The sequence below is a fragment of the Variovorax flavidus genome (assembly GCF_030317145.1).
Lineage (GTDB): Bacteria > Pseudomonadota > Gammaproteobacteria > Burkholderiales > Burkholderiaceae_C > Variovorax > Variovorax flavidus.
Map to the genome: position 1 here is coordinate 63111 of NZ_JASZYE010000002.1, position 26882 is coordinate 89992.

Annotated in this window: 24 protein-coding genes; 14 read left to right on the top strand and 10 right to left on the bottom strand. The window is 67.8% G+C overall.

The genetic code is table 11. The features are described 5' to 3' along the window. Positions 1 to 29 precede the first annotated feature (29 nt). Positions 30 to 743 (bottom strand): SPOR domain-containing protein, encoded by a 714-nt coding sequence (locus QTH90_RS10990; RefSeq protein ID WP_286664589.1) that lies wholly within the window; start codon positions 741 to 743, stop codon positions 30 to 32. A 14-nt stretch (positions 744 to 757) separates the two neighbouring features. After that, positions 758 to 2431: an arginine--tRNA ligase gene (argS, locus tag QTH90_RS10995; protein ID WP_286664590.1), complete on the bottom strand. Its 1674-nt coding sequence runs from the start codon at positions 2429 to 2431 to the stop codon at positions 758 to 760. A 142-nt stretch (positions 2432 to 2573) separates the two neighbouring features. On the opposite strand from argS, the gene QTH90_RS11000 reads away from it, so the two are divergent. Further along, positions 2574 to 2840, top strand: a complete 267-nt coding sequence (locus tag QTH90_RS11000) for a hypothetical protein (protein ID WP_286569033.1) — start codon at positions 2574 to 2576, stop codon at positions 2838 to 2840. Positions 2841 to 2963: 123 nt separating this feature from the next. Here the strand turns inward: QTH90_RS11000 and QTH90_RS11005 are convergent, their stop codons facing one another. From QTH90_RS11005 to QTH90_RS11015, 3 genes are read right to left on the bottom strand one after another with little or no spacing between them, the layout of a single operon-like run. Next, the gene (locus QTH90_RS11005) at positions 2964 to 5000 is read right to left on the bottom strand and encodes a fused MFS/spermidine synthase (protein WP_286664591.1); all 2037 of its coding nucleotides are present in this window, start codon (positions 4998 to 5000) and stop codon (positions 2964 to 2966) included. Between the two features lie 6 nt (positions 5001 to 5006). Further along, complete coding sequence (locus tag QTH90_RS11010) at positions 5007 to 5465, bottom strand: DUF2214 family protein (RefSeq protein ID WP_286664592.1); 459 nt, start codon at positions 5463 to 5465, stop codon at positions 5007 to 5009. Beyond that, positions 5462 to 6421, bottom strand: a complete 960-nt coding sequence (locus QTH90_RS11015) for a LysR family transcriptional regulator (RefSeq protein WP_286664593.1) — start codon at positions 6419 to 6421, stop codon at positions 5462 to 5464. Before QTH90_RS11015 ends, QTH90_RS11010 begins: the two co-directional genes overlap by 4 nt. A 22-nt stretch (positions 6422 to 6443) precedes the next feature. Here QTH90_RS11015 and chrA point away from each other — a divergent pair, with 22 nt between their 5' ends. Then, positions 6444 to 7841 carry a chromate efflux transporter gene (gene chrA / locus QTH90_RS11020; RefSeq protein ID WP_286664594.1) on the top strand — a complete coding sequence of 466 codons (1398 nt, stop codon included), beginning with the start codon at positions 6444 to 6446 and terminating at the stop codon, positions 7839 to 7841. Between the two features lie 85 nt (positions 7842 to 7926). Then, complete coding sequence (locus QTH90_RS11025; RefSeq protein ID WP_286664595.1) at positions 7927 to 8310, top strand: VOC family protein; 384 nt, start codon at positions 7927 to 7929, stop codon at positions 8308 to 8310. Positions 8311 to 8413: 103 nt separating this feature from the next. On the opposite strand, the gene QTH90_RS11030 is transcribed toward QTH90_RS11025, so the two are convergent. Together QTH90_RS11030 and QTH90_RS11035 are read right to left on the bottom strand one after the other, a co-directional pair. Continuing rightward, a complete protein-coding gene (locus tag QTH90_RS11030; RefSeq protein ID WP_286664596.1) occupies positions 8414 to 9604 on the bottom strand; it encodes a CaiB/BaiF CoA transferase family protein in 1191 nt (396 codons plus the stop codon). Further along, positions 9597 to 10538, bottom strand: a complete 942-nt coding sequence (locus QTH90_RS11035; protein ID WP_286664597.1) for a hydroxymethylglutaryl-CoA lyase — start codon at positions 10536 to 10538, stop codon at positions 9597 to 9599. Before QTH90_RS11035 ends, QTH90_RS11030 begins: the two co-directional genes overlap by 8 nt. 107 nt (positions 10539 to 10645) lie before the next feature. On the opposite strand from QTH90_RS11035, the gene QTH90_RS11040 reads away from it, so the two are divergent. Then, positions 10646 to 11386, top strand: a complete 741-nt coding sequence (locus tag QTH90_RS11040; RefSeq protein ID WP_286664598.1) for an IclR family transcriptional regulator — start codon at positions 10646 to 10648, stop codon at positions 11384 to 11386. 187 nt (positions 11387 to 11573) lie between these two features. Then, on the top strand, positions 11574 to 13748 hold the full coding sequence (locus QTH90_RS11045; protein ID WP_286664599.1) for a malate synthase G: 2175 nt from the start codon (positions 11574 to 11576) through the stop codon (positions 13746 to 13748). An 8-nt stretch (positions 13749 to 13756) separates the two neighbouring features. Here the strand turns inward: QTH90_RS11045 and QTH90_RS11050 are convergent, their stop codons facing one another. Next, positions 13757 to 14458 carry a ProQ/FINO family protein gene (locus QTH90_RS11050; RefSeq protein WP_286664600.1) on the bottom strand — a complete coding sequence of 234 codons (702 nt, stop codon included), beginning with the start codon at positions 14456 to 14458 and terminating at the stop codon, positions 13757 to 13759. An 80-nt stretch (positions 14459 to 14538) separates the two neighbouring features. Further along, positions 14539 to 15471 (bottom strand): LysR substrate-binding domain-containing protein, encoded by a 933-nt coding sequence (locus tag QTH90_RS11055; protein WP_286664601.1) that lies wholly within the window; start codon positions 15469 to 15471, stop codon positions 14539 to 14541. A gap of 82 nt (positions 15472 to 15553) precedes the next feature. Between QTH90_RS11055 and QTH90_RS11060 the strand changes: the two genes are divergently transcribed. The 6 genes from QTH90_RS11060 (at position 15554) to QTH90_RS11085 (ending at position 20661) form a co-directional block, all read left to right on the top strand. Further along, entirely contained in the window at positions 15554 to 15871 is a 318-nt protein-coding gene (locus QTH90_RS11060; protein ID WP_286664602.1) for a DUF2917 domain-containing protein, read from the top strand. A 125-nt stretch (positions 15872 to 15996) separates the two neighbouring features. After that, on the top strand, positions 15997 to 17175 hold the full coding sequence (locus QTH90_RS11065; RefSeq protein ID WP_286664603.1) for an acetyl-CoA C-acetyltransferase: 1179 nt from the start codon (positions 15997 to 15999) through the stop codon (positions 17173 to 17175). A gap of 1 nt (position 17176) precedes the next feature. Continuing rightward, the gene (locus QTH90_RS11070; RefSeq protein WP_286664604.1) at positions 17177 to 17974 is read left to right on the top strand and encodes an enoyl-CoA hydratase-related protein; all 798 of its coding nucleotides are present in this window, start codon (positions 17177 to 17179) and stop codon (positions 17972 to 17974) included. 2 nt (positions 17975 to 17976) lie between these two features. After that, on the top strand, positions 17977 to 19140 hold the full coding sequence (locus tag QTH90_RS11075) for an acyl-CoA dehydrogenase family protein (RefSeq protein ID WP_286664605.1): 1164 nt from the start codon (positions 17977 to 17979) through the stop codon (positions 19138 to 19140). Positions 19141 to 19183: 43 nt separating this feature from the next. Further along, a complete protein-coding gene (locus tag QTH90_RS11080; protein ID WP_286664606.1) occupies positions 19184 to 20440 on the top strand; it encodes a 6-phosphofructokinase in 1257 nt (418 codons plus the stop codon). Then, entirely contained in the window at positions 20440 to 20661 is a 222-nt protein-coding gene (locus QTH90_RS11085) for a cysteine-rich CWC family protein (RefSeq protein ID WP_286664607.1), read from the top strand. The genes QTH90_RS11080 and QTH90_RS11085 overlap by 1 nt, the downstream gene beginning before the upstream one ends. Here QTH90_RS11085 and QTH90_RS11090 read toward each other — a convergent pair. After that, positions 20652 to 21992, bottom strand: coding sequence for a zinc-binding metallopeptidase family protein (locus tag QTH90_RS11090; protein WP_286664608.1), 1341 nt, complete (start codon positions 21990 to 21992; stop codon positions 20652 to 20654). The genes QTH90_RS11085 and QTH90_RS11090 overlap by 10 nt on opposite strands. A gap of 117 nt (positions 21993 to 22109) precedes the next feature. Here QTH90_RS11090 and QTH90_RS11095 point away from each other — a divergent pair, with 117 nt between their 5' ends. The 3 genes from QTH90_RS11095 (at position 22110) to QTH90_RS11105 (ending at position 26868) form a co-directional block, all read left to right on the top strand. Continuing rightward, positions 22110 to 23582: a DHA2 family efflux MFS transporter permease subunit gene (locus tag QTH90_RS11095; protein ID WP_286664609.1), complete on the top strand. Its 1473-nt coding sequence runs from the start codon at positions 22110 to 22112 to the stop codon at positions 23580 to 23582. A gap of 157 nt (positions 23583 to 23739) precedes the next feature. Further along, positions 23740 to 24504: a class II glutamine amidotransferase gene (locus QTH90_RS11100; RefSeq protein ID WP_286664610.1), complete on the top strand. Its 765-nt coding sequence runs from the start codon at positions 23740 to 23742 to the stop codon at positions 24502 to 24504. 144 nt (positions 24505 to 24648) lie between these two features. After that, the gene (locus QTH90_RS11105; protein ID WP_286664611.1) at positions 24649 to 26868 is read left to right on the top strand and encodes a TonB-dependent receptor; all 2220 of its coding nucleotides are present in this window, start codon (positions 24649 to 24651) and stop codon (positions 26866 to 26868) included. Positions 26869 to 26882 lie beyond the last annotated feature (14 nt).

A 26882-nucleotide genomic window follows, 5' to 3' on the forward strand; every position in this document is an offset into this window, starting at 1 on the left:
GAACACGCGAAGTAAAGAAAAGTGAAGGTTCAGCGCTGGACGCGGACCAGGGCCGATTCGAGCCCCCCGCCATCGAGCCGTTCCTTGAGATGGTCGGCGTCGTCCTTCTTGTTGAACGGGCCTGCGCGCACACGATAGACAGTCCGCCCGGCCTGCTCGCGCTCGGTCACGCGGGCTTCCACGCCCATGAGCGAGAGCTTGGCGCGCTGCGCTTCCGCGTCTTCGGGGGTACGGAAGGCGCCGGCCTGCACGAAATACATGAAGGGATCTGCGCCGGAACTGGAACTTGCGCTGCTGCTCGTGCCGGCACGCGCCTTGGCGAGATCGCCCAGCGGGTCGCTCGACGGCGTGGCGTTGGCCTCGGCCGGAACGGGCGCAGTGCGCGCCGTGCGCGGCGGGGTGGCCGGATCGCTGCCACGGGAACCGGGGGCGACCACCACCGGCACGGGTGCGGACGGCGGATTGAGCGGGCCGACGCTGGCCGGCTGCGTCGGCGCTGCGGGCGTGGCAGCGGCGGTGCGGGGCGGCGGCGCCGACTTGCCCGCGAGCGGTGCGTTCGGGTCCCAGTCGCGGTTCTTGCGCGCCTCGGCTTCGTCCTGCTCGGGGCCGCCGCGCTGCGTCTTGGTCATGAACGGGATCGGCACTTTGGTCACGTAGACCGCGATGCCGAGCGCCACGCCGAGCCCGAGCACCAGCCCGATGATCAAGCCGATGACGATGTTGCCGCTTTGTCTTTGTTTCATGGTGGAGGTCGAAATCACATCTTTCGCGGCGCGCTCACGCCGAGAACAGCGAGGCCATTGTGCAGCACCTGCGCCGTCGCCGCGACCAGCGCGAGGCGGGCCCGTTTCACCGGCTCGTCGTCGACCAGGATGCGCTCGGCGTCGTAATAGCTGTGGTAGCTCGCGGCCAGTTCGCGCAGGTAGAAAGTGACGTCGTGCGGCGCGAAATCCTTGGCCGCGGCGGTCAGCATGGCGGGGTATTTCGCGAGTTGCAGCAGCAGGGCCTGCGAGGCAGGGCTTTGCAGCGGCGACAGGTCCACGTCCTTGAGCGTCGCCGCATCGCCGCCCCAGGCCGCCAGCACCGAGCAGATGCGCGCATGGGCGTACTGCACGTAGTAGACCGGGTTGTCGTTGTTCTGCGCCAGCGCGAGGTCGATGTCGAAGGTGTATTCGGTGTCGGGCTTGCGGCTCAGCAGGAAGAAGCGCACGGCGTCGGTGCTGGTCCACTCGATCAGGTCGCGCAACGTGACGTAGCTGCCGGCGCGCTTGCTGATCTTGACCTCTTCGCCGCCGCGCATCACGCGCACCATGGTGTGCAGCACGTAGTCGGGGTAGCCCGCCGGGATGCCGACGCCGGCCGCCTGCAGCCCGGCGCGCACGCGCGCGATCGTGCCGTGGTGATCCGTGCCCTGGATGTTGACCACCTTGTGGAAGCCGCGCTCCCACTTGGCGATGTGGTACGCCACGTCGGGCACGAAGTAGGTGTACGTGCCGTCGCCCTTGCGCATGACGCGGTCCTTGTCGTCGCCGTAGTCGGTCGACTTGAGCCACAACGCGCCGTCCAGCTCGTAGGTCTTGCCGGCGTCGATGAGCTTCTGCACCGTCGCCTCGACCCGGCCGCTGGTGTAGAGGCTGGACTCGAGGTAGTAGTTGTCGAACTTCACCTGGAACGCCTTCAGGTCCAGGTCCTGCTCGTGGCGCAGGTAGGCGACGGCGAACTGGCGGATCGAGTCGATGTCGTCCACGTCGCCGCTGGCGGTGTATTCGCGGTCGTCGGAGCGCACGGTCTTCTTCGCCTTGAAGTCCTCGGCGATGTCGGCGATGTACTCGCCGTTGTAGGCCTGCTCGGGCCATTCGGCGTCGCCGGGCTTGAAGCCCTTGGCGCGCAGCTGCGTGCTGGTGGCGAGCGTCTGGATCTGCACGCCCGCGTCGTTGTAATAGAACTCGCGCCAGACGCGGTCGCCCTGGGTCGCGAGCAGGTTGCAGATGGCATCGCCGAGCGCGGCCTGGCGGCCGTGGCCCACATGCAGCGGGCCGGTCGGGTTGGCGGAGACGAACTCGACCAGCACGCGCTCTTCGACGGCCGGCTGCTTGCCGAAATCGGCGCCGGCCTGCAGCACCTCGCGCACGACCTGCTGCTTGGCAGCGGTCTTGAGACGGATGTTGAGGAAGCCGGGGCCGGCGATCTCGACGGCTTCGACCCATTGCGTGAAAGCCGGCGTGGCCTGCAGGGCGGCACTGAGTTCTTCGGCCAGCTCGCGCGGCTTGCGCTGGAGCGGCTTGGCGAGCTGCATGGCCGCCGTGCTTGCGAAGTCGCCGTGGGCGGCCACCTTGGGTGACTCGAACGCGGCTTTGCTGCCGGCGCCGGGCGAGAGGGATTCGAGCGTGTTCGCGAGCGCCGCGAGCAGCTCCTGTTTGACCAATAGCATTTGCGAATTTTACCGGGGGCAAAACCAGCGCCGGTAACGATCATCAACGATCGTCATCCAACAGTGAACGCCGACCGTTAGGATGGTCAGCCCCAGGGTGGGGGAAACCTGTCACAACCCTTCATCAAGGAATTACTCCATCATGAAAAAGCTCCTTTCCCTGCTGGCTCTGGGTGCCTCGCTGTCGTTCGGTGCCGCGCACGCCCAATCCGCCTGTGACTCCCAGGCTGCGGACAAGAAGCTGAGCGGCGCCGCCAAGAACAGCTTCGTCAAGAAGTGCGAGAAGGACGCCAAGGCCGCCGCGACGCCTGCATGCGCCGCCAAGGCGATCGACAAGAACGGCAAGCCGCTGGCCGGTGCCGCCAAGAACAGCTTCATGAAGAAGTGCGAATCCGAAGCAAAAGGCTGACTCGCCCCCAGGCTTGCCCACTTCGTGTGGCCGCCTACCCCCTGCCGGGGGCAACACCGGCGGCCCGGCGGAGCCGGTTCCGCGGTGTTTCACCAATGGGGCGGCTGGGCCGCCCCCTGGCCTCTATTTGAGAACGCTGAACAGATTGTTGTTGTCGTCGGTCCAGGGCTCCAGGCCGGGGATGGGGTCGATGGTGGAGCTGGCGATGCGGATGGCGTCGCGGGTGAGTACGGCCTGATCGCGGGCGACCAGCACCCAGTCGGTGTTGCGGAGGCCCGGCTCCGCCGGTTCGTCGTGCACGAGGGCCACATGCAAGCCCTTGGCCTGGGCGATTTTCTCGACCACGGGCGCCAGCGCGAGAAAGCGGTTGGTGACGTGGAAGGCGACGATGCCCTCCGGGCGCATGTGCCTCAGGTACACGTCCATCGCCTCGGAGGTGATGAGGTGGATCGGCACCGAATCGCCCGAGAAAGCATCGACGGCCAGCACGTCGAAGGCCTGCGCCGGCTCGCGCTCCAGTGCCAGGCGCGCATCGCCTAGCACCCGTTCGATGCGGGCCCGGCTGTCGGCGAGGAAGCTGAACTCGGTGTCGGCCAGGTCGAACACTTCCGGGTTGATTTCGTAGACGCGGTAGACATCGCCGGCCCGGCCGTAGGTGGCGAGCGTGCCGGCGCCCAATCCGATGAGCCCGACCTGTCGCGACGAGGCCGGCGCCGCCGAAATGGCCAGCCCGACGCCGGACCGCGGCCCGTAGTAGGTGGTGGGTTCGCGCCGCCGCTCTGGCGCCAGGTACTGCTCGCCATGCTTGACCGAGCCGTGATACATCTGGCGCACATCGTCCCGCGCGCTGCCGCGCTGCGTATCGAGCGTGACCAGCGTTCCGTAGAAGTTGCGCTGCATGCGGCGCACGCCCGTCGCGTCGACGTTCACTTGCAGGAAGAGAAACCACGCGGAGGCGCCCGCCAGCGCGAGCGAGGCCGCCATGCCGACGCGACGCTGCCGCCACAGCACGGCGCCGATCAGCGCGCACAGCGTCAGGCCCACGCCGAGTTCGTAGTACGCCGGCAGCACGTGCGGCGCGATCAGCCCCACGCTCACGCCGCCGAGCGCACCGCCCAGCGACAGCATCAGATAGAAGCGCGTGAGGTACGCACTGCCCGGCCGCAGGCGCGACATTTCGCCGTGCAGGAACATGCACAGCGCGAACAGGCCGACGACATAGATCGGCAGCGCCGTCCGGAGGTCGGAGCCCAGGCTGTCCTGAAGGCCGAACGCGCACAGCGCCAGCATCACCGCCGCAAGCGGCACGAAGACCGCGCGGCGATACCAGCGGTCGCTCTCGAAGGTCAGCACGAAGCTCAGCAGGTAGACCGACAGCGGCAGCACCCACAGGAAAGGGATGGCCGCGACGTTCTGCGTGATGTGGTTGGTGATGGCGAGCAGCAGCCACGAGCCGAGCGCCGGCAGGGCCAGCCACATCAGGTGATCGCCCAGTCCGGGCCGCGCAGCCTTTGTCACTGTGCCGGACGGCAGCTCTCCCGCGCCACGCGCAGGCGCCGCCCAGTGCCGCGCCACATACAAGGTGGTGGCGGCACACAGCAGCACGAACACGCCATAGGCCAGCGACCAGCCCCACGCCTGCTGCACCAGCGTGCTGCGCGGCTCGATCAGCACCGGGTAGCTCAGCAGCGAGGCCAGCGATGCGAAGTTGGACAGCGAGAAGTAGCGATACACCTGCGCGCCCCAGGGCGTGCGCGCCACCCACGATTGCACCAGCGGCCCGGTGGTCGACAGCAGGAAATACGGCAGGCCGATGGTGCCGAGCAAGAGTCCAAGGATCCAGAGCGTCGGGTCCTCGCTGCCGGTCGGCTTCCAGCGCGCGCTGGTCACGATCGGCAGGAAGGCCAGGCTCGCCAGCAGCAGCCCCACATGCAGCTTCGCCTGCGCCCATGCGCCAAGCCTGCGCGTGACCCAGTCGGAATACGCATAGCCCGCCAGCAGCACGACCTGGAAGAAGACCATGCAGATCGACCACACCGCCGCCGAGCCGCCGAACCACGGCAGGATCTGCTTGGCGATCAGCGGCTGGACCAGGAAGAGCAGGAAGGCGCTGGTGAAGATCGTGCCGGCAAACAGCGCCTTGATGATGGCCGGCCGCATGGGAGGCTAGCCCCTGGCGCCAAAACCGCGCGCGAGGAACACGGCGGCGAGCGGGATCAATGCGATGAGGTGTGCCTGGATCATCACCAGCTTGCGCGTCTTGCGGATCTCGGCCTCGGCCGGCAGCGAGCCGCTGGACCGCAATGCCTTGCGCCAGCGGAAATAGGTGAGCGTCGGGAAGATCGAGATCACGCCCACGATGATGAAGAGCGTGAGCTTCACGTGCAACAGCGGATTGGTCCAGTACCAGGCCGTGCCCTTGACGCCCCACCAGGTGCGCGCAACGCCGGTGGCGAGCACCGCGATCGCCGCGATGCCGTAGACCAGGTCGACCTTGGCCAATCGCTCGATCACCGCGGCGTTGAGCCACTCGACGCGGCACAGCGCGGCCTCGCTGGCGATAAAGACGACCATCGTGAGGATGGCCAGCAGGTGCAGGTAGGCAAGGATCGCTTCGAGCGTCATCGTGGAGGTTCCTTCGTTGTCGGGAGCGCAGCGATTGTGCCGCCCCAGAACTCGGGGCGCGCGTACTGCGCCTTCAGAAAATCCAGCCACAGGCGCACGCGCAAGGGCAGGTGCTTGCGCTCGGGAAACACCGCGTAGATGCCGTTCGGCGGCGCGGCGAATTCATCGAGCAGCGGCACGAGCAGGCCGGCGTCGATCTCGGCCTCGACCTCCCAGGTGCTGCGCCACGCGATGCCGTGGCCGGCGAGGCACCAGTCGTGCAGCACCTGGCCGTCGGAGCAGTCGAGCGGGCCGGTGGGCTTGAGGTGGATGACCTCGTGCTCGCCATCGTCGGTCGGGACGCGAAAGGCCCAGCCACGGGTCTGCGACGCATCGCTCGACAGGCTGAGGCAGGCAAAGCGCGACAGCTCGCCCGGATGACGCGGCGCACCGTTCCGGCGGATGAATTCAGGCGTCGCGACGCAGCGCCGCCGGTTGTCGGCGAGGCGCATGCTCACCAGCGACGAATCCGGCAGGTCGCCGACGCGCACCGCGCAATCGAAGCTTTCGCCGGCCATGTCGACCAGGCGGTCGCTGAGGTTCAGCGAGATCGTGACCTCGGGATGCAATTCGTGGAAACGCGGCACCAGCGGCGCCACATGCCGGCGCCCGAAGCCGGCCGGCGCGGTCACGCGCAAGTGACCACTGGCCTTCACGCCGCCCGCGCTCACGCTGGCCTCCGCGTTCGCCAGCTCGACCAGCAGGCGCTGGCAGTCCTCCAGGAATGCGCTGCCCTCGTGCGTGAGCGTGAGACGGCGCGTCGTGCGCAGCAGGAGCTTGACGCCCAGCCGCTCTTCGAGCGCGTCCAGCCGCCGCCCGATGATCGCCGGCGCCACGCCTTCCGCCTTGGCCGCCGCCGTGAGGCTGCCGCGCGTGGCGATCGCGACGAAGGATTCGAGTTGCTTCAGGCGGTCCATGGGCGGCGATTATGCGTAGCGCATGCTAAAAACCTCGGCCGCCTTCTCCGGACGATCCAACGATGAGCCGCCAGCCTTGACCCAGCCCGCCCAACCCGCCGCGCCTTCGAGCGTCAGCTTCCACGAAGCCTTCCGCTTCTGGCTCAAGCTGGGCTTCATCAGCTTCGGCGGCCCGGCCGGGCAGATCGCGATCATGCACACCGAGCTGGTCGAGCGCAGGCGCTGGATCAGCGAGAAGCGATTTCTCCATGCGCTCAACTACTGCATGCTGCTGCCCGGCCCGGAGGCGCAGCAGCTCGCCACATATATAGGGTGGCTGATGCATCGCACCTGGGGCGGGATCGTCGCGGGCGCGCTGTTCGTGCTGCCGTCGCTCTTCATCCTGATCGCGCTGTCGTGGGTCTACCTGCGCTTCGGCGACGTGCCGGTGGTCGCGGGCATCTTCTATGGCATCAAGCCCGCGGTGACGGCGCTCGTCCTGCATGCTGCGCACCGCATCGGCACCCGTGCGCTGAAGAACGCGTGGATGTGGGGCATCGCAGCGGCGGCCTTCATCGCGATCTTTGCGTTCGACACGCCGTTTCCGGCCATCGTCCTGGGCGCGGCGCTGATTGGCCATTTCGGCGCGCGCCGGGCGCCTGCGGTGTTCGCGCTCGGCGGCGGCCATGGTTCCGTGCAGCAGAGCTACGGTCCGGCACTCATCGACGATGACACACCGACACCCGCGCACGCACGCTTTTCGCGCGGGCATCTGGCGAAACTGCTCGCCGTCGGCCTGGCGCTGTGGGCCGTGCCGATGGCGGTGCTGATCGCCAGCCAGGGCGTGCAGGGCACCTTGACGCAGATGGGATGGTTCTTCACCAAGGCGGCGCTGATGACCTTCGGCGGTGCCTACGCGGTGCTGCCCTACGTGTACCAGGGCGCCGTCGAGCATCACCACTGGCTCTCGGGCGCGCAGATGATCGACGGACTGGCGCTCGGCGAGACCACCCCCGGGCCGCTGATCATGGTGGTCGCCTTCGTCGGCTTCGTCGGCGGGTGGCTCGGGCAGGTGCTGGGGCCCGATGCGGTGTTTCTAGGCGGCGCACTGGCGGCGACGGTGGTCACCTACTTCACCTTCCTGCCCTCGTTCATCTTCATCCTCGCCGGCGGACCGCTGGTCGAGGCCACGCACGGCAGGCTCGGATTCACGGCGCCGCTGTCCGCCATCACGGCGGCAGTGGTCGGCGTGATCCTGAACCTCGCGCTGTTCTTCGCGTACCACGTGCTCTGGCCGCAAGGATTCGGGGGGCGCTTCGACGCCATCTCGGCCGTCATCGCGGTGGCGGCAGCCGTGGCGCTGTTCCGCTTCAAGGTCGGGGTGATGCCGCTGCTCGGCGCCTGCGCCGTGGCCGGGCTGGCGATCCATTTGCTGCGCTGACGGGCATGGCCTAGGCACTCCCACGCTGGCGGGCCGTCGGCGAACGGCGTACAACCGAAGCGTCAGGACTGTCCGGAGCACCGCCATGAACACGCTTGCCTCCAGCCGCGTCACCTGCATGCTGCCCGTGAAGGATCTTGCCCGCGCGCGCCGCTTCTACGAGGAGTCGCTGGGGCTGGAGCCGCTCGGCGCCAAGCCGGACGGCAAGTTCATCTACCACTGCGGCGGCACCGAACTCGCGCTCTTCCCCAAGCCCGAAGGCACCAAGGCCGAGCACACGGCGCTGAGTTTTCGAGTGGAGCGCATCGACGACGCGGTGAAGGCGCTGGAGCAGCGCGGCGTACGCTTTGCCGACTACGACCTGCCGGGGCTGAAGACGGTCGAGCACGTTTGCGTGCTCGGCTCGGAAAAGGCGGCGTGGTTCGAGGACCCGGAAGGCAACATCCTCTGCCTGCACGAAGACATTTGAGCTGACCCCCAGGCTCGCGCACTCCGTGTCGCTCTCCACCCCCTTTCAGGGGGCAACCCCGGCGGCCCGGCTAAGCCGGTTCCGCGGGGTTTCTGGCCTAGGGTCACTCGCTGCGCGTGACGGCGCTCGACTTGAGTTCTGCGATCTGCGCGTCGCTATAGCCCACCTCCTTGAGCAGCGCATCCGTGTGCTCGCCGAGCAGCGGCGGCTGCAGGCGGATGCCCGGCCGTTCGCCGCCGAGGGTGAAGGGCATGAGCGGCACCTTCGACTGGCTGCCGTCGTTCATGCGGATCGGCGCGAGCCCGCCGGTCGCGTTGAGGTGCGGGTCGTCGAACAGGTCCTGCGGCTTGGTGATGGGCGCGAAGGGCAGCTCGTTCTGCTCGAACACCGCGCTGAGTTCGGCCGCGCTGTGTTCCGCCAGATGCGAGCGGAGGATCGGCATCATCCATTCGCGCGCCATCACGCGGTCGTTGTTGGTCTTCAGGCGCGGATCGGACAGCATCTCTTCCAGGCCGAAGGCCTTGCAGAAAATGCTCCACTGCTTGTCGCTGACCGCCGCCAGGAAGATCTGTTCGCCGTCCTTGACGGTGAACACGTCGTAAACGCCCCAGGCCGAGATGCGGCTCGGCATCGGGTCGGCGGCCTTGCCGGTGGCGGCGAACTGCATCATGTGCTGCGCCACGAGGAAGATGTTGTTCTCGAACAGCGCCGACTGCACCTCGCAGCCCTTGCCGGTGAGTTCGCGCTGGCGCAGCGCGGCCATCGCGCCGATGGCGCCGAACATGCCGCCCATGATGTCGTTGACGCTGGTGCCGGCGCGCAGGGGGTCGCCGGCGCGGCCGGTCATGTAGGCGAGGCCGCCCATCATCTGCACCACCTCGTCCAGCGCGGTGCGGTGGTCGTAGGGGCCGGGCAGAAAGCCCTTGTGGCTCACGTAGATGAGGCGCGGGTTGAGCTTCTGCAGGCTGTCGTAGTCCAGCCCCAGCTTCTTCATCGTGCCGGGCTTGAAGTTCTCGCTCACGATGTCGGCGGTGGCGATCAGGCGCAGCGCGGCCTCGACGCCCTCGGGCTTCTTGAGGTCGAGCGCGATGCTCTTCTTGTTGCGGTTGAAGGTCGGGAAGAAGCCCGCGCCGGACCCCAGCAGGCGCCGCGTGTTGTCGCCCTCGATGGGCTCGACCTTGATGACCTCGGCGCCCAGGTCCGCGAGCAGCATGCCGCAAGTGGGCCCCATGACCATGTGGGTGAACTCGACGACGCGGATGCCCGCGTAAGGCAGTGGCGTGGACTCAGACATGGGCGGCTCCCTGGAAACCCTGGACGAAGCCCTTGGGCAGGCCGGCCTCGGGCGTCATGCCATAGACCGGTTCGCCCGGCAGGCCGGCGATGAGCGGCGCGCGGGCCGCGATGAGCTGGTCGATGTCGATGCCGGTGCGCACGCCCATGGCCTCGAACATGAAGACGAGATCCTCGGTGACGACATTGCCCGAGGCGCCGGGCGCGTAGGGGCAGCCGCCCAGGCCGCCGAGCGAGGAGTCGAAGGTTCGCACGCCTTCCTCGTAGGCCGCGAGGCAGTTGGCGAGGCCGAGCCCGCGCGTGTTGTGCATGTGGGCCGCGCCCGCCTTGTCCCCCAGCTCGGCGCGCAGGCGCTTGAAGAGGCGCCGCACCTGCGCGGGGTTGGCGTAGCCGACCGTATCCGAGAGGCCGGATTCGTCGGCACCTGCCGCCACGCATTGCGCCGCCAGCCAGATGACCTCGTCCTCCGGCACCTCGCCCTGCAGCGTGCAGCCGAAGGCGGTGGAGATGCCGGCTTCGAGCCGGACGTGCGGCGCGATCTCGCGGCGCAGGTCGGAGATCGCGCGGACCTCCTCGACCATTTCCTCGCGCGTCTTGCGCACATTGGCAAGCGAGTGGGCCGCGCTGGCCGAGACCGGCATCGTCAGCTTGTGCACGCCGGCCGCGAGGGCGGCTTCGGCCCCCCTGCGGTTGGGCACGAGCGCCATCACGGTCAGGCCCGGCAGCGTGATGGCGTGGCGCACCACCTCGGCGGCGTCCGCCATCTGCGGCAGCAACCGTGCGGGCACGAAGGAAGCGACCTCGATCTCGCGGATGCCGGCCTGGTAGAGCGCGTCGATCCAGCGCAGCTTGTCGGCAGTCGGCATGGTGGCCTTGACTGACTGCAGGCCGTCGCGCGGGCCAACCTCGCTGATGAGGACATCGGGGGCAGTCATCGGGATTCCTCTCCTGGGGCAGTGATGTTTGACAGTTCTACCTTGTAGAACTACATTCCGTTAAACAGAATTAGACCGGCGATCATCCTCCCTGTCAAGGCCAGCCCATGCCACGCAAAGCCCAAACCGAACCGGTGTCCGACCTGAATGCAGCGCCCGGCGGCGCGGCGGCGGTCGACCGCGCGCTCAGTCTGCTCTCGGCGTTCCGTCCCGGCGACGACGCGCTGACGCTCGCACAGTTTGCCGAACGCACGCATTTCTACAAGAGCACGGCGCTGCGCCTGCTCGCCTCGCTGGAACACGCCCGCATGGTCCGCCGCCAGGAGGACGGCCGCTATGCGCTCGGCATGGAAATCGCGCGGCTGCATGCGCTGTATGCGGCCTCGTTCTCGCTGGACGATGTCGTGCTGCCGGTGCTGCGCAACCTCGTCGCCGCCACCGGCGAAAGCGCCGCGTACCACGTGCGCCAGCAGCAAGGGGAAGGCTGGGCACGGCTGTGCCTCTACCGCATCGATTCGCCGCACGTGGTGCGCGACCACGTCCGGGCGGGCGACCTGCTGCCTGTCGATCGCGGTGCCGGCGCGCGCATCCTGATCGCCTTCGGGCCGCAGGCCGGGCGCCGGGGCGATGCGAAGGAACGCCAGCTCTACGAAGCGATCCGCGCGCAGGGCTACTGCGCCCTGGTCGGCGACCGCACGGCCGAGCTCGCCGGCATCTCGGCGCCGGTGTTCCATGGCGATGGCCGCCTGGCCGCGGCCGTGACGCTGACCATGCCGACGCACCGCTACGACGAGCGCTACGTCGAACCGGTGCGCACCGCCGCACGGCGCCTCGACGGCGAGGTCTAGCGCGACGGGGACTCATCGTGGCGCTCCCGGGGGCGTAGGGGTACCCTTTGCCGAGAGACGTCCGCGCCAGGCCCAGACCGGCGATTACCCTCAATTAAGTCACTGATCATTCACAGTTTCGGCTCTTACTCACCAGCCAGGTATCGAATAAAGTCCCCGGCTGCACCCTCTCAAGGAGAAAAGAACCATGACCGCCCGCACCACCGTCCACGGCCTCCAGGTCGCCAACGAACTCCATCGCTTCATCGAAGACACCGTCCTGCCCGCCACCGGCGTCGCGAGCGACACCTTCTGGAAGGGCTTCGACGCCATCGTCAGCGAATTCGCGCCCAAGAACATCGCCCTGCTCGCCGAGCGCGACCGCCTGCAGGCCGAGATGGACAAGTGGCATAAGGCGCACCCCGGCCCGATCACCGACATGCCGGCCTACCGCGCCTTCCTGGAATCGACCGGCTACCTGCTGCCGCAGCCGAAGGACGTGCAAACGACCACCGCCAACGTCGACGCTGAACTGGCGCTGCAGGCCGGCCCGCAACTGGTGGTGCCGATCCTGAACGCGCGCTACGCGCTCAACGCCGCGAATGCACGCTGGGGCTCGCTGTACGACGCCCTCTACGGCACCGACGCGATTCCCGAGACCGGCGGCGCCGAGAAGGGCAAGGGCTACAACCCGGCGCGCGGCGCCAAGGTGATCGAGTTCGCACGCAACGTGCTCGACCAGGCCGCGCCGCTGGAGAACGGCTCGCACAAGAACGCCACCGGCTACAAGGTCGAGCACGGCAAGCTGGTGATCGCGCTGCAGAGCAGCAGCACGGAACTCAAGGACCCGACGCAGTTCATCGGCTACCAGGGCGATGCGGCCGCGCCGAAGTCGGTGCTGCTCAAGCACAACGGCATCCACCTCGACATCCAGATCGATCGCAGCACGCCGATCGGCAAGGGCGATGCAGCCGGCGTCAGCGACGTGGTGCTCGAAGCCGCGCTCTCGACCATCCTCGACCTCGAGGACTCCGTGGCCGTGGTCGATGCCGAGGACAAGGTGCTCGCCTATTCCAACTGGCTCGGCATCCTGCAAGGCACGCTGACCGAGGAAGTCGCCAAGGGCGGCAAGACCTTCACGCGCGGCCTCAACCCCGACCGCGAATACACGGGCGCCGATGGCAAGCCGGTCAAGCTGCATGGCCGTTCGCTGATGTTCGTGCGCAATGTCGGCCACCTGATGACCAACCCGGCCATCCTGTACGCAGGCGGCAAGGAGATCCCCGAGGGGATCATGGACGCGGTGATCACCACGACCATCGCCACCATCGACCTGAAGCGCAAGGGCAACTCGCGCACGGGCAGCGTCTACATCGTCAAGCCGAAGATGCACGGCCCTGCCGAAGTGGCCTTTGCGAGCGCACTGTTCGGCCGCGTCGAGGACATGCTCGGCCTGCCCGCCAACACCGTGAAGCTCGGCATCATGGACGAGGAGCGCCGCACCAGCATCAACCTCAAGGCCTGCATTGCCGAAGCCGCCGCGCGCGTGGCCTTTATCAACACCGGCTTCCTCGACCGCACGGGCGACGAGATGCACACCGCCATGCAAGCCGGCGCGATGCTGCGCAAGGGCGACATGAAGACCACGCCCTGGATCCAGGCCTACGAGAAGAACAACGTGCTGGTGGGCCTCTCGTGCGGCTTGCGCGGCAAGGCGCAGATCGGCAAGGGCATGTGGGCCATGCCCGACCTGATGGCCGCGATGCTCGAACAGAAGATCGGCCATCCCAAGGCCGGTGCCAACACCGCGTGGGTGCCCTCGCCCACCGCCGCCACGCTGCATGCGCTGCACTATCACCAGGTGAGCGTGGCCGACGTGCAGAAGCAGCTGGAGAAGATCGACGCCAACGCCGAGCGCGACAACATCCTGAACGACCTGCTCAAGGTGCCGGTCGCGCCGCACGTGAACTGGACCGATGCCGAGCGCCAGCAGGAACTCGACAACAACGTTCAGGGCATCCTCGGCTACGTGGTGCGCTGGATCGACCAGGGCGTCGGCTGCTCGAAGGTGCCGGACATCCACAACATCGGCCTGATGGAAGACCGTGCGACCCTGCGCATCTCCAGCCAGCACATCGCCAACTGGCTGCTGCACGGCGTGGTGACGAAGGAGCAGGTCGAATCGACCTTCCAGCGCATGGCCGCGGTGGTGGACCAGCAGAACGCCGGCGATCCGCTCTACAAGAAGATGGCCGGCAACTTCACCACTTCAGCAGCCTACAAGGCCGCGCTGGAGCTGGTGTTCAAGGGCGTCGAGCAGCCCAGCGGCTACACCGAGCCGCTGCTGCATGCGTGGCGGCTGAAGGTGAAGGCAGGCGCCTGAGGCGCTGACTAGGACTGCGCGCGAGGCCGCGCGCGCTGCAGGGCCCGGCCGACCTCGGCCGGATCCATTCCGTACATCTCCGCAAATTCAGCCACGGTACGCCCGCTGGCTTCGAAGGCGCGCTGCAGCGCCTCGCGCTTCGCCGTCCGCGCGCTGACTTCGGCAAAGGCCTCGTCGAGCACGGCGTTCGAAGTCTCATCGCCCGTGCGAACGGCCAGCACGTATTCCTCGCGCGTGAGGCCCGAGGCTTCGATGACATCGACCAGACGTGCGCGCAGCTTGGGCCGCAAGTCTTCGCTGGTGCGTGCCTGACGGCGCTTGAAGACTTCCAGGATGGCGTGGTGCACGTGCTCGGGCGCAACGGGCTCGACGGGCTGCCCGTTCAGGTCGTGGCGTTGCTCGCCGGCCGCGACGGCTTCGAGGTAGCGCGTGGAGCGGGCATGCAGCCCCAGCGCGATCTTGAGGTCTTCCTTCTTGAACTCCTCCGGATGCAGGGCCAGCAGTTCCTGGTACACGCCGAGCTTGAGCGGCAGGAAGCGCGCGCCGAACATCTTGGGGTAGAGCTCGAAGAGCTTTTCGAGGGCGGGATGAACCTTGCGAGCACGCTGGGGCGCGTTCGGACTGGCGTTCCTGGGCTTGGCGTTCTGTCGCTCGCGACCACCCTTCTTGGCGGCGGCGGGTGCGGGGACGGTTTCGGGAGTCGGAGTCATCGAGATTTCTTGTCAGCGGAATCGGGGCCCAAGGGGCGAATGCGTTGCCCCGACTGTAATGCCGTGGCCGTGGGCCTTCCTCAGCCCTTCTGTGCCGCTTCGGCTTCGGCGCGCAGCCAGCGCACGAAGTCCTGGGCGTCGGCATTGCTTGCCGCGCGGCGCGAGGTCTCGATGAAATAGCCGCGCCGCGACGCTGCGCCCTCGCTGAACGGCGCCACCAGCTGCCCCGTCTGGACCAGCTCGCGCAGCAGCGGCAGGCGGCCGATGACCACGCCCTGGCCGGCGACCGCCGCCGCGACGGCGTCCGCGTACTGCGTGAAGCGCATGGTGTTCTTCATGCGCAGGTCGGCCAGGCCCATCACTTCGAGCCAGGGTTCCCAATCGGCCGTGGGCGCCTCTGCATGGTTGGGTAAATCGACAGTGAGCAAGGTCTGCTCCACCAAATCACCCGGTGCATGCAAGGCGGCAGCGATGCGCGGGGCGCACAGCGGCATCACGGACTCCTCGAACAGCGTCGGCCCGGTGCCCCGGCTGATCGGGACGAAGCGCACGGCCACGTCGATGCGGCTGCGCTCCAGATCGAGCACGTCGAGCGTCGCGGACACGCGCACGTCGACCAGCGGGTGATCGGCGGTGAAACGCACGAGGCGGGGAATGAGCCACAGCGAGGCAAAGCCCGGCGTGGTGGTGATGGCAACCTGCCGCAGCACCGGCGCGGCCCGGACCCTGGCAGTGGCATCGCGCAGGCGCTCCAGGCTCTCGACGACGGCACGCTGGAGCACCCGTCCGGCTTCGGTCAGCGCCAGCGAGCGATGGCGGCGCTCGAACAGCAGCACGCCGAGGCTGGCTTCGAGCTGCTGGATCTGCCGGCTCACTGCGGATTGCGTGAGGAACACCTCGGCGGCGGCCTGCGTGAAGCTCAGCGTGCGCGCCGCCGCCTCGAAGCTGCGCAGCAGCTCCAAAGGAGGCAGTTCGACGGCCGGCGCGGGCGCCTTCGCATTCTCTGGATGCATGCAACGAGTTCCGAATGACCGTATGACACGTAGGGCTCGGCTCACTATATTCATTCTCATGACGAATGCCAAGGAGCCTGCGATGAACACCCGCCAGCAACGCCTCAGTCTGAGCCTGCCGAAGAAAGCCATCTTCACCTTGCCCGATGCCCATGACGTGGACATCGAATGCCAGGCCGGCAGCCTGTGGATCACGCTCGACCACGACCCGCGCGACATCGTCCTGGAGCAGGGCGAGCGCTTCCGCAGCGACGTGCACCGCCGCGCGCTGGTGGCCGCGCTGGAACCCTCGTGCGTGCGCTTCACCGCCGAACGCCTCACGGTGGCGGCAGAGCGGGCGCGGCCGGAGCGCGCCACGTCGCCTTGGCGACTGTGGCCCCACGGGATGACCCCGGCTTGACCCCAGCGCCCGGGCGTTGAACCATCGACGCTCGCGGCCATGGATGCACGGGTCTCGCGCCGTCGTGGATCGACGGCGCTTCGCCTTTCGCGCCGGGCCCCCCTTACTCGGACGAAGGACATCCCATGGCAGAGGCATACATCGTGGCCACCGCGCGCACCGCCGGTGGCCGACGCGGCGGCAAGCTCGCTGGCTGGCATCCGGTCGACCTGGCAGCGCAGGTCATCGACGCACTGGTTGAACGAAGCGGCATCGATCCCGCCGCGGTGGAGGACGTGATCCTCGGCTGCGTGAGCCAGGTCGGCGAACAGGCGACCAACGTTGCGCGCAATGCGGTGCTGGCGTCGAAGCTGCCCGAATCGGTGCCGGGCACTTCCGTCGACCGCCAGTGCGGCTCCTCCCAGCAGGCGCTGCATTTCGCGGCGCAGGCGGTGATGTCGGGCACGATGGACGCGGTGATCGCGGCCGGCGTCGAGAGCATGACCCGCGTGCCCATGTTCACGCCCAACGCGCTGCCGGCCAAGGCCGGCCTCGGCATCTACATGAGCCCCGCGATGCAGCGGCGCTATCCCGGCGTGGAGTTCAGCCAGTTCACCGGCGCCGAGATGATCGCGAAAAACTACGGCCTCTCGAAGGACGCGCTCGACCGCTACGCCTTCGAGAGCCACAGGCGCGCCATCGCCGCCAGCCGCGAAGGCGCGTTCAGGGACGAGATCGTGCCGGTGGAGATCCGCCTCGCCGACGGCTCGGCCAGCGGCGAGATGCACACGGTCGATGAAGGCATCCGCTTCGACGCCACGCTCGAAGGCATCGCCGGCGTCAAGCTGATCGCGGAGGGCGGACGCTGCACCGCTGCCACCGCCAGCCAGATCTGCGACGGCGCCAGCGGCGTGCTGGTCGTCAACGAGCGCGGCCTGAAGGCGCTGGGCGTGAAGCCGCTCGCGCGCATCCACCACATGAGCGTGATGGGGCATGACCCGGTGATCATGCTGGAGGCGCCGATTCCGGCGACCGCACGCGCCCTCGCCAAAGCCGGCATGAAGATCGACGACATCGACCTGTACGAAGTCAACGAGGCCTTCGCGCCGGTGCCGCTGGCCTGGCTGCAGACGCTGGGCGCCGACCCTGCGCGGCTCAACGTGAACGGCGGCGCCATCGCCCTCGGCCACCCGTTGGGCGCCTCGGGCACCAAGCTCATGACCACGCTCGTCAACGCGCTCGGCCAGCGCGGCAAGCGCTTCGGCCTGCAGACGATGTGCGAGGGCGGCGGGATGGCCAACGTCACGATCGTGGAGAGGTTGTGACATGACCCCCGTTCTCTACGAACTGAACGACGGCATCGCGACGATCACGCTCAACCTGCCGGCCAAGCTCAACCCGATCGCGCTCGAACTGCAGACGGCACTGCGCGAGGCATTCGCGCGCGTGCGCCACGACCGCAGCGTGCGCGCCGTGCTGCTCACCGGCGCCGGCAAGGCCTTCTGCGTGGGCGCCGACCTCGGCACGATGCGCGAGCCCGTCGAGGGCAAGTCGCTCGGCGACCAGACGGCCGACTGGATGCAGTCGATGAGCAACCCGCTGATCGAGGAATTGCGCGCGCTGCCGGTGCCGGTGGTCTGCGCGGTCAATGGCCCCGCGGCCGGCGCGGGCGTGGGCCTGGCGCTGGCATGCGACATCGTCGTGGCGGCGCGCAGCGCGTACTTCTACCTGCCCTTCCTGCCCAAGCTGGGCATCGTGCCGGACCTCGGCTGCACCTGGTTCATCCCGCGTCGCGTCGGACCGGCGCGCGCGATGGGCATGGCCTTGCTCGACGAGAAGCTCGGCGCGGAAACGGCGGCGCAGTGGGGGCTGATCTGGGCCTGCATCGACGACAAGTTGCTGCTGCTGGAAGCAACGAGCATCGCGCAACGCCTCGCGCAGTTGCCGGTGCATGCGGTGATCGAAGCCCGCAAGGCCCTGGAGCAGTCGGAGCGCCACTCGCTGCCGGACCAGCTTCACTACGAGAGCGAGCGCCAGCGCGAGCTGATCGAGCAACCGACTTTCGCCGAAGGCGTCATGGCCTTCCTGCAAAAACGCGCACCCGTGTTCCCCAAGCGCTCCTGACCATGATCGAACGCACCCTCTTCACGCCTGACCACGAGGCCTTCCGCGACAGCTTCCGCCGTTTCATGGACAAGGAGATCGCTCCCTTCCACGACGCATGGGAAGAGCAGGGCTACGTCGACCGCAAGGTCTGGGACAAGGCCGGCGAGAACGGCTTTCTCTGCATGTCGCTGCCCGAGGAGTACGGCGGCGCGGGCGCCGACCTGATCTATTCGGTGATCCAGTTCGAGGAACTCTGGGTCCGCGGCTTCACGGGGATCGGCTACGCGCTGCACAGCGAGATCGTGGCGCCGTACATCCTGCGCTACGGAACCGATGAACAGAAGAAGCACTACCTGCCCAAGCTCGCAAGCGGCGAGATGATCGGCGCCATCGCGATGAGCGAGCCGGCCGCCGGCAGCGACCTTCAGGGCGTGCGCACGACCGCGCTGAAGCAGCCGGACGGCAGCTACCTCATGAACGGCAGCAAGACCTTCATCACCAACGGCTGGCACGCCGATCTGGTGATCGTGGTCGCCAAGACCGACCCGGCCGGCGGCGCCAAGGGCACCAGCCTGTTCCTGGTGGAGCGCGGCATGCCGGGCTTCGAGAAGGGCAAGCGCCTGAAAAAACTCGGCCTGAAGGCTCAGGACACATCGGAGTTGTTCTTCAACGATGTCCGGCTGCCGGCCGATGCGCTGCTCGGCGGCGCCGCTCAGGAAAATCGCGGCTTCGTCTGCCTGATGGAACAGTTGCCGTGGGAGCGGCTGCAGATCGCGATCAGCGCGGTGGCGGCGTCCCAGTCCGCCATCGACCAGACCGTGGCCTACGTGAAGGACCGCAAGGTCTTCGGCCAGCCCGTGGGCGCCTACCAGAACACGCGCTACACGCTGGCCGAGCTGCAGACCGAGGTGCAGGTGGCGCAGGTCTTCGTCGACAAGTGCATCGAACTGCTGATGCAGGAGAAGCTCGACACTGCGACCGCCAGCATGGCCAAGTACTGGACCACCGACCTGCAATGCAAGGTCATGGACGAGTGCGTGCAGCTGCACGGCGGCTACGGCTTCATGTGGGAGTACCCGGTCACGCGGGCGTACGCCGATGCCCGGGTGCAGCGCATCTACGGCGGGACGAACGAGATCATGAAAGAAGTGATCACGCGGGCGATGGGGCTGCCGGGACGCTGACCGGCGCACTGGCATCCGGCGGAGGGCTGCGGGACAATGCCGCATGCCCATCCTCAACGCCTTCTACGCCCAGTCCGGCGGCGTGACCTCCGTGATCAACGCCTCGGCTTGCGGCGTGATCGAGACGGCCCGCCGGCACCCCGACCGCATCGGCAACGTGTACGCCGGCCGCAACGGCATCATCGGCGCGCTGACCGAGGAGCTGATCGACACCGGCCGCGAGTCGCCCGAGGCGATCGCCGCCCTGCGCTCCACGCCCTCGGGTGCGTTCGGGTCGTGCCGCTACAAGCTCAAGTCGCTCGAAAAGAACCGCCGCGAATACGAGCGCCTGATCGAGGTCTTCAAGGCGCATGGCATCGGCTATTTCTTCTACAACGGCGGCGGCGACTCGGCGGACACCTGCTTCAAGGTGAGCCAGTTGTCGCAGTCGATGGGCTATCCGCTGCAGGCGATCCACGTGCCGAAGACCATCGACAACGACCTGCCGCTGACCGACTGCTGCCCGGGCTTCGGCTCGGTCGCGAAATACGTGGCGGTGTCGACGCTCGAAGCCTCGCTGGACGTGCGCTCGATGGCGGCCACGTCGACCAAGGTGTTCGTGATCGAGGTGATGGGACGCCATGCGGGCTGGATCGCCGCCGCCGGCGGGCTGGCGGCGGACCACGGCATTCCGGTCGTGATCCTGTTCCCGGAGATTCCCTTCGACCAGCCGGCTTTCCTCGCACGCGTGGATGCGCTCGTGAAGTACCACGGCTACTGCACCGTGGTGGTGTCCGAAGGGTGCCATCACCCGGACGGCACCTTCCTCGCGGAACAGGGCACCAAGGACGCCTTCGGCCATGCGCAGCTCGGCGGCGCGGCGCCTGTCGTGGCGCAGATGGTCAAGGAGGCGCTGGGCCACAAGTTCCATTGGGCAGTCGCCGATTACCTCCAGCGCTCGGCACGGCACATCGCGTCGGCGACGGATGTGCGCCAGGCCTACGAGCTCGGGCAACGCGCGGTCGAGCTGGCGCTCGAAGGCCGCAACTCGGTGATGCCGACCATCGACCGCACCTCCGACGAGCCCTACGCGTACAGCATCGGCTCAGCGCCACTCGACGCGGTGGCGAATGCCGAGAAGTTCATGCCGCGCGATTTCATCTCCGAGGACGGCTATGGCATCACCGACAAGTGCCGGAAATACCTGCTGCCGCTGATCCAGGGCGAGGACTACCCGGCCTACCGCGACGGCCTGCCGGTGTACGTCACGCTGCAGAACATCGCGGTCGACAAGAAGCTGCCGGCTTTCGAGGTCGCGTGATGGGCGAATCGGCATGGCCTGATCCGTCGCGCTGCCCCTTGTGCGGCGAGATGAACCGCTGCGCGATGGAAATCGCGCGCGAGACCGGTCAGGCGCAACCGCCCTGCTGGTGCATGGAAGCCGACTTCAGCGCCGATCTGCTCGCGCGAGTGCCCGCCGAGAAGCGCCGCCTCGCCTGCATCTGCGCGCGATGTGCCGCGCAGGCGGTGGTTCAGGACTGAGGCGCCGGCGCCTGGGCCGAATCTGACGGCGCATCCGCGACCGGGCCGGCATCCGGCTCGACCGGCTCAGGCGGCGCAACCAGATCATTGTGGGACACCATCGCCGGCAAGCCGCCGCGCGCCCGCTGCTCCGTAATCACCTCGTGGATGAACTGCAGCTTGCCGACCGCAGCGCGCGGCAGGACGAAGGGGTAGTAGTCCGGCTGCCCCATGCTGCGCGATAACTCGTTGAGCACGTTGGTGAGCCTCACCCAGCCGTTCAGGAAATCGAGGAATTTCCCGGCGTTGGGGTCTTCGGGTTGCCAGAGGTCGGCCGGTCCGAAGAGATCGCTCGTGAGTTCGACGTTCTGCGCGTCGACGCCGAAGCTCATCGCCGTGTCCGCGGTGTCGGCCATGTGCAGGTAGTGCGCCCAGGTCTCGGCCCAGTCTTCCCAGGGATGCGAACTGGCGTAGCTGGTCACGCAGCGGTTGGCCCAGTCGGGCGGCGGGCCGTTGTCGTAGTGGTTGCGCAGCGCCGTGGCGTAGTCCGCCCGCTCGTCGCCGAAGAGTTCGCGGAAGCTGTCGATCCACGGCGTGGGAAAGACCAGCAGGTCCCAGTAGTAGTGGCCGATCTCGTGCCGGAAGTGGCCGAGCAGGGTGCGGTAGGGCTCGCGCATCTCCGCGCGGATGCGCTCGCGCACGGCGTCCTCGGCCTCCTCGGCGTTGAGCGTGATCACACCCATTTCGTGGCCGGTCATCACGTGCGGGCCGCCGGGCATGTGGCTCAGGAAGTCGAAGGCCAGGCCATGGACCGGATCGCTCAGCCGCGTCACCACCGGCAGGCCGAGCGCCAGCAGTTGCGAGATCAGCCGCCGCTTCGCCAGTTCGAGGCTGCGCCACAGGTTGCCGTTGCTCTCGATGGACAGGTCCGGGATGGTGCGCGTGACGCTGCATGAGATGCACAGGCCGGGCACGAGGCCGTCGGTGTTGAAGGCGGGGTCGTCGCCTTCGCGCGGCGCGGGCACCATCCAGTTGCAGGCCGCCTCGGTCATCAGGTTGCCGCAGCGGCGGTAGGCCTTGCCGTGGGTGTCGCCGAACACGGTGAAGGTGTCGGGCTCGGCGCCTTCGTGCGTGGCCGGCGCGAGCGGCACCACGCCGAGGCTTTCGACGACGTAGCCCAGCGGCGTCTGGCAGGCGAGGCACTGGCTGTTGCGCAGGAAGACGGGGCGGCCGCACTGGCACTGGTAGGCGCGGCTGACCGTGGGCGCCTGGAGTTCCGTGGCAAGGGACGGGGCGGATTCGGTTTCGGAGGCGACGGCAAGGTCTCGGTTGTTGTCGTTCTCGGGTTCCATGGCGGCAATCTCTTGTCAAAGTCGGGACAGCAAAACCCATTGTGGACGCGCACGGCACGTCGGTGCGGTGCCCAAACGCCCGTATCCTTGTAGGACGGCCCGAGCCGGCTTCGCCCCATGAACACTCCTCCCGTGCAATCCCTCAGCAGCCGCTATGGCGAGCGCTACCGCTGGCTGCTGCTGTTTTCCGTGATGGTGGGCGTGATGGCCTCGATCATGTCCTCGACCATCGTCAACGTGGCGATCCCGGGCATGAGCCATTTCTTCACGCTCGGCCAGGAGCGGGCGCAGTGGGTGAGTTCGGGCTTCATGGTCGCGATGACCGTGTCCATGCTCACCACGCCGTGGCTGCTGTCGCGCTACGGCTACCGGCGCACCTATGTCGGCACGATGGTGCTGCTGCTGGTGGGCGGAATGATGGGCGGGCTGGCCAACAACTTCTCGCTGGTGCTGATCGCGCGGGTGGCCGAGGGGCTGGCAGCGGGCGTGGTGCAGCCGATCCCGGCCATCATCATCCTGCGCGCCTTCGAGCCGCACGAGCAGGGCCGCGCCAGCGGCATCTTCGGCATGGGCGTGGTGCTGGCGCCGGCCATCGGCCCCAGCATCGGCGGGATCCTGGTCGACCTGTTCGGCTGGCGCTCGATCTTCTTCATGGTGGTGCCGTTCTGCCTGAGCTCGATCTGGCTGGCCTACAAGTTCGTGCCGACCACCGCGCCCGGCGGCGTCGTGGCCGCGCGCAGCGGCGGGCTGGACTGGCGCGGGCTCACGCTCGGCACCGTCGGCACGCTGTGCCTTCTCAACGGGCTGGTCGAACTGCGCGGCGAATCGCCCTGGCAAGCCGTCGCGCTGCTGGTCGCCGCAGGCCTCGCCTTCGCCGCCTTCATCGCGTGGCAGAAGCGTCTCGCGGCGTCGGGCGGCCTGCCGCTGATGAACCTGGCGCTCTTTCAGTACCGGCAGTTCGCGATGGGCAGCGTGGTGGCCTTCATCTACGGCACGGCGCTGTTCGGCTCGACCTACCTGCTGCCGGTCTACATGCAGGTCGGGCTGCATCTGTCGGCCTCGCACGTCGGCACCATCCTGCTGCCGGCAGGCATCGTGCTGGCGCTGACGATCGCGGGCGTCGGGCGGCTGGCCGACAAGCATCCGACCTACCTGCTGGTGTGCATCGGCCTGGGACTGCTGGCGGCCTCCTTCGCGCTGATGATGGCGCTGCGCATCGACAGCGCCATCTGGCTGCTGGTGCTTTTCGCGATCGTCGGCCGCGTGGGGCTGGGCTTCATCCTGCCCTCCCTCAACCTGGGCTCGATGCGGCCGCTGGCCAAGCCGCTGATCCCGCAAGGCGCGAGCGCCATCAATTTCCTGCGCATGCTCGGCGGTGCCGCCGGCGTGAGCCTCTGCGCCATCGTCCTCGAATGGCGCCTTGCAGCGCACGGCGACTCGCTCGCCAACGCGGCCACCAGCCCCGCCCGCATCGCCGCCTTCGACGAGGTGTTCGCCATGCTGGCAGCCCTGTGCGCCCTGGCCATCTGCGCCGCTTGGCAACTGCGGGAACAAGCCCCCAAGAACCGCCCCACCCCCGCAGTCGATTAACCTGGACCCTCACCGTGACCATCACCCCCCTCACCGGCCGCGCGCAGCGCGCCGCCCCCGCAGGCTCCCGCGGATCCGGCTCCGCCGGTCCGCCGGGAGCGCCCCCTGCAAGGGGGTGGAGAGCGACACGCAGTGCGCGAGCCTGGGGGTAATCCAAATGTGCCAGTTGCTGGGAATGAACTGCAATACGCCGACCGACGTGACCTTCAGCTTCACGGGGTTCGCGCAGCGGGGCGGGCGCACCGACCACCATGCCGACGGCTGGGGTATCGCCTTCTTCGAGGATCGCGGGCTGCGGCATTTCGTCGACCACCAGCCGGCTTGCGAATCACCGGTTGCCGAGCTCATCCGGCGCTACCCGATCCAGAGCCGCAACGTCATCGCGCACATCCGCAAGGCGACGCAGGGCGCGATCAACCTGCAGAACTGCCATCCCTTCGTGCGCGAGCTGTGGGGCCGCTACTGGGTGTTCGCGCACAACGGCGACCTGAAGGATTTCCGGCCGCGTCTGCACGGCAGCTTCCATCCGGTGGGCAGCACCGACAGCGAGCACGCCTTCTGCTGGATCATGCAGGAGCTGGCCAAGTCCCACGCGGACGTGCCGAGCGTCGATGAACTCACGCTCACGCTGCGCGAGCTGGCGCCGCGCCTGGCCGCCCAGGGCACCTTCAACTTCATGCTGTCGAACGGGCAGGCGTTGTGGGCGCATGCGTCGACGCATCTCTGGTACGTGGAGCGCAAGCATCCCTTCGTGACGGCCGAGCTGTCCGATGAAGACCTGAGCATCGACTTCGCCCAGCACACCACGCCGAACGACCGGGTCGCGGTGGTGGTCACGGCGCCGCTGACCACGAACGAAACCTGGACGGCTTTCGCGCCACAGGAACTGGCGGTGTTCGTGGACGGGCAGCGCAACGGCTGAGGGCTGCGCCCGTCTGGCGCCGCCGGGCGCGCTGTTTGGCTTGAAAACAACGCGCTCGCTTCTTTTCCAGTGACTGAGAACCTTCGTCCGCAGGCAGACGAAGATAATAACCATTCTCATTCCCGTTCAAAAAAAGAGCCTCACATGCCCTCAGTCCGCTTCCCCCTTCGTCCCGTCGCACTCGCCACCACCCTTGCGCTGCAGACGCTGATAGCAACGGCGCAAACGGCACCGGCAGCGGCGGCCGAGTCGGGCGGAACCTTGGCGACCGTGACGGTCGAGGCCAGTGCCGACGCATCGGCAGCGGGTCTGGCCAAGCCTTTCGCGGGCGGCCAGGTGGCACGCGGCGGGCGCGTCGGCATCCTGGGCACGCTCGACAACATGGAGTCGCCCTTCAGCGCCACGAGCTACACCAACGAGCTGATCCAGAACCAGCAGGCCCGCAGCGTGGGCGACGTGCTGTTGAACGACCCCTCGGTGCGCGTGGCGCGCGGCTTCGGCAACTTCCAGGAGACGTACTTCATCCGCGGGTTCCTTTTGGGCTCCGACAGCATTGCGTACAACGGGCTCTACAGCCTCCTGCCGCGCCAGTACATCTCGTCCGAACTCTTCGAGCGCGTCGAAGTGCTTCGCGGCCCCAGTGCGTTCCTCTCGGGCGCATCGCCCGGCGGTGACGGCATCGGTGGCGCGGTGAACCTGCTGCCGAAGCGTGCTTCCAACGAACCCCTCACGCAACTGACCCTGGGCGGCTCGACCGGTTCGCAGTTCTACGGCGCGGCCGACATCTCGCGCCGCTTCGGGCCGGACGACAGCGTCGGCATCCGCGTCAATGCGGCCCATCGCAACGGCGGCACGGGCATCGACAACGAAGACGTGCAGCTCGACGTGGCTTCCGTCGGCCTCGACTGGCGCAGCCGCAATGCGCGCCTTTCCGCCGACGTCGGCTACCAGGACCATCGCCTCGACCAGACGCGCACCAATGTCGCGCTGGGATTCGGCGTGACCCGCGTGCCGTCGCCGCCGGACTCCAAGACCAACTGGGCGCAGCCCTGGACTTATTCCAACGAACGTGACACCTTCGGCACGGTGCGCGGGGAATACGACTTCAGCGACAACGTCACCGGCTGGTTCGCGGCCGGCATGCGCAGCGGCAGCGAAGCCAATTCACTCGCCAACCTCACGGTAGACAACGCGCTCACCGGCGCTGGCACGACCTACCGTTTCGACAACACCGCCGACGAAGACGTCAAGACTGGCGAGGTCGGCATTCGCGGCACCGTCAGGACGGGCCCGGTCAAGCACACGCTCGTGGCCTCGTACGACTACTTCAACTCGGAGCGCAAGAACGCCTACCGCTTCGACTTCGCCAACACGCAGGCCACGAATCTCTACAACCCCGTCTATTCGCCGCTGCCTGCGTTCGGCCCCTTGGCGAGCGGCGGCAACAACCTGGCATCGCCCGCGCTCACGCAGGAAAAGCGGCTGACGAGCTACGCCATCGGTGACACCATGTCCTTCCTGGACGACACGCTGCTGCTCACGCTGGGCGCGCGTCGCCAGACGCTGCAAATCGACAACTTCGCCTACGACACGCACGTGCGGTCGACCGGCAACGACGAGAGCCGCACCAGCCCGGCCGCCGGCATCGTCTTCAAGGTCACCAAGGAAGTGTCGGCCTACGCGAACTACATCGAGAGCCTCGCCCCCGGCGAGACGGCGCCGGCGCAAGTCAACGGGCTCCCGGTGGTCAATGTGGGAGAGACGCTGGCGCCATACGTCGCCAAGCAGAAGGAGATCGGCGTCAAGTACGAAGGCGGCGGGCTCGGCGCCACCGCTGCGTTGTTCTCGATCGAGAAGCCGCGTGCCTTGCGCAATACGGCCGGGTTCTTCGTGGCCGAAGGCGAGGATCGCCACCAGGGTGTCGAGTTCACGGTCTTCGGCGAACCGGTCAAGGGCTTCCGCGTCCTGGGCGGCGTGACCTTCCTCGACGCCGTGCAGCGCAACACCGGCAACCCCGCGACCAACGACAAGAAGGTCATCGGCGTGCCGAGCCAGCAGGGCACCATCGGACTGGAATGGGATGTGCCGGGCGTGCCGGGCCTCACGCTCGATGGCCGCGTCATCGCGACCGGCGCCAGCTACGCGGACGACCTGAACACCCTGCGCGTGCCCGGCTGGGGCCGCCTGGACATCGGCGCGCGATACGTCACGGAAGTGGCCGGAAAGCTGCTGACGGTGCGTGCGCGCGTCAACAACGTGGCCGATCGCAACTACTGGGCATCGGTCGGCGGCTATCCGGGCGCCGGCTACCTCGTCCTGGGCAACCCGCGCACCTTCACCCTGACGGCTTCCGTCGACTTCTGATCGCCGCAGGTCCG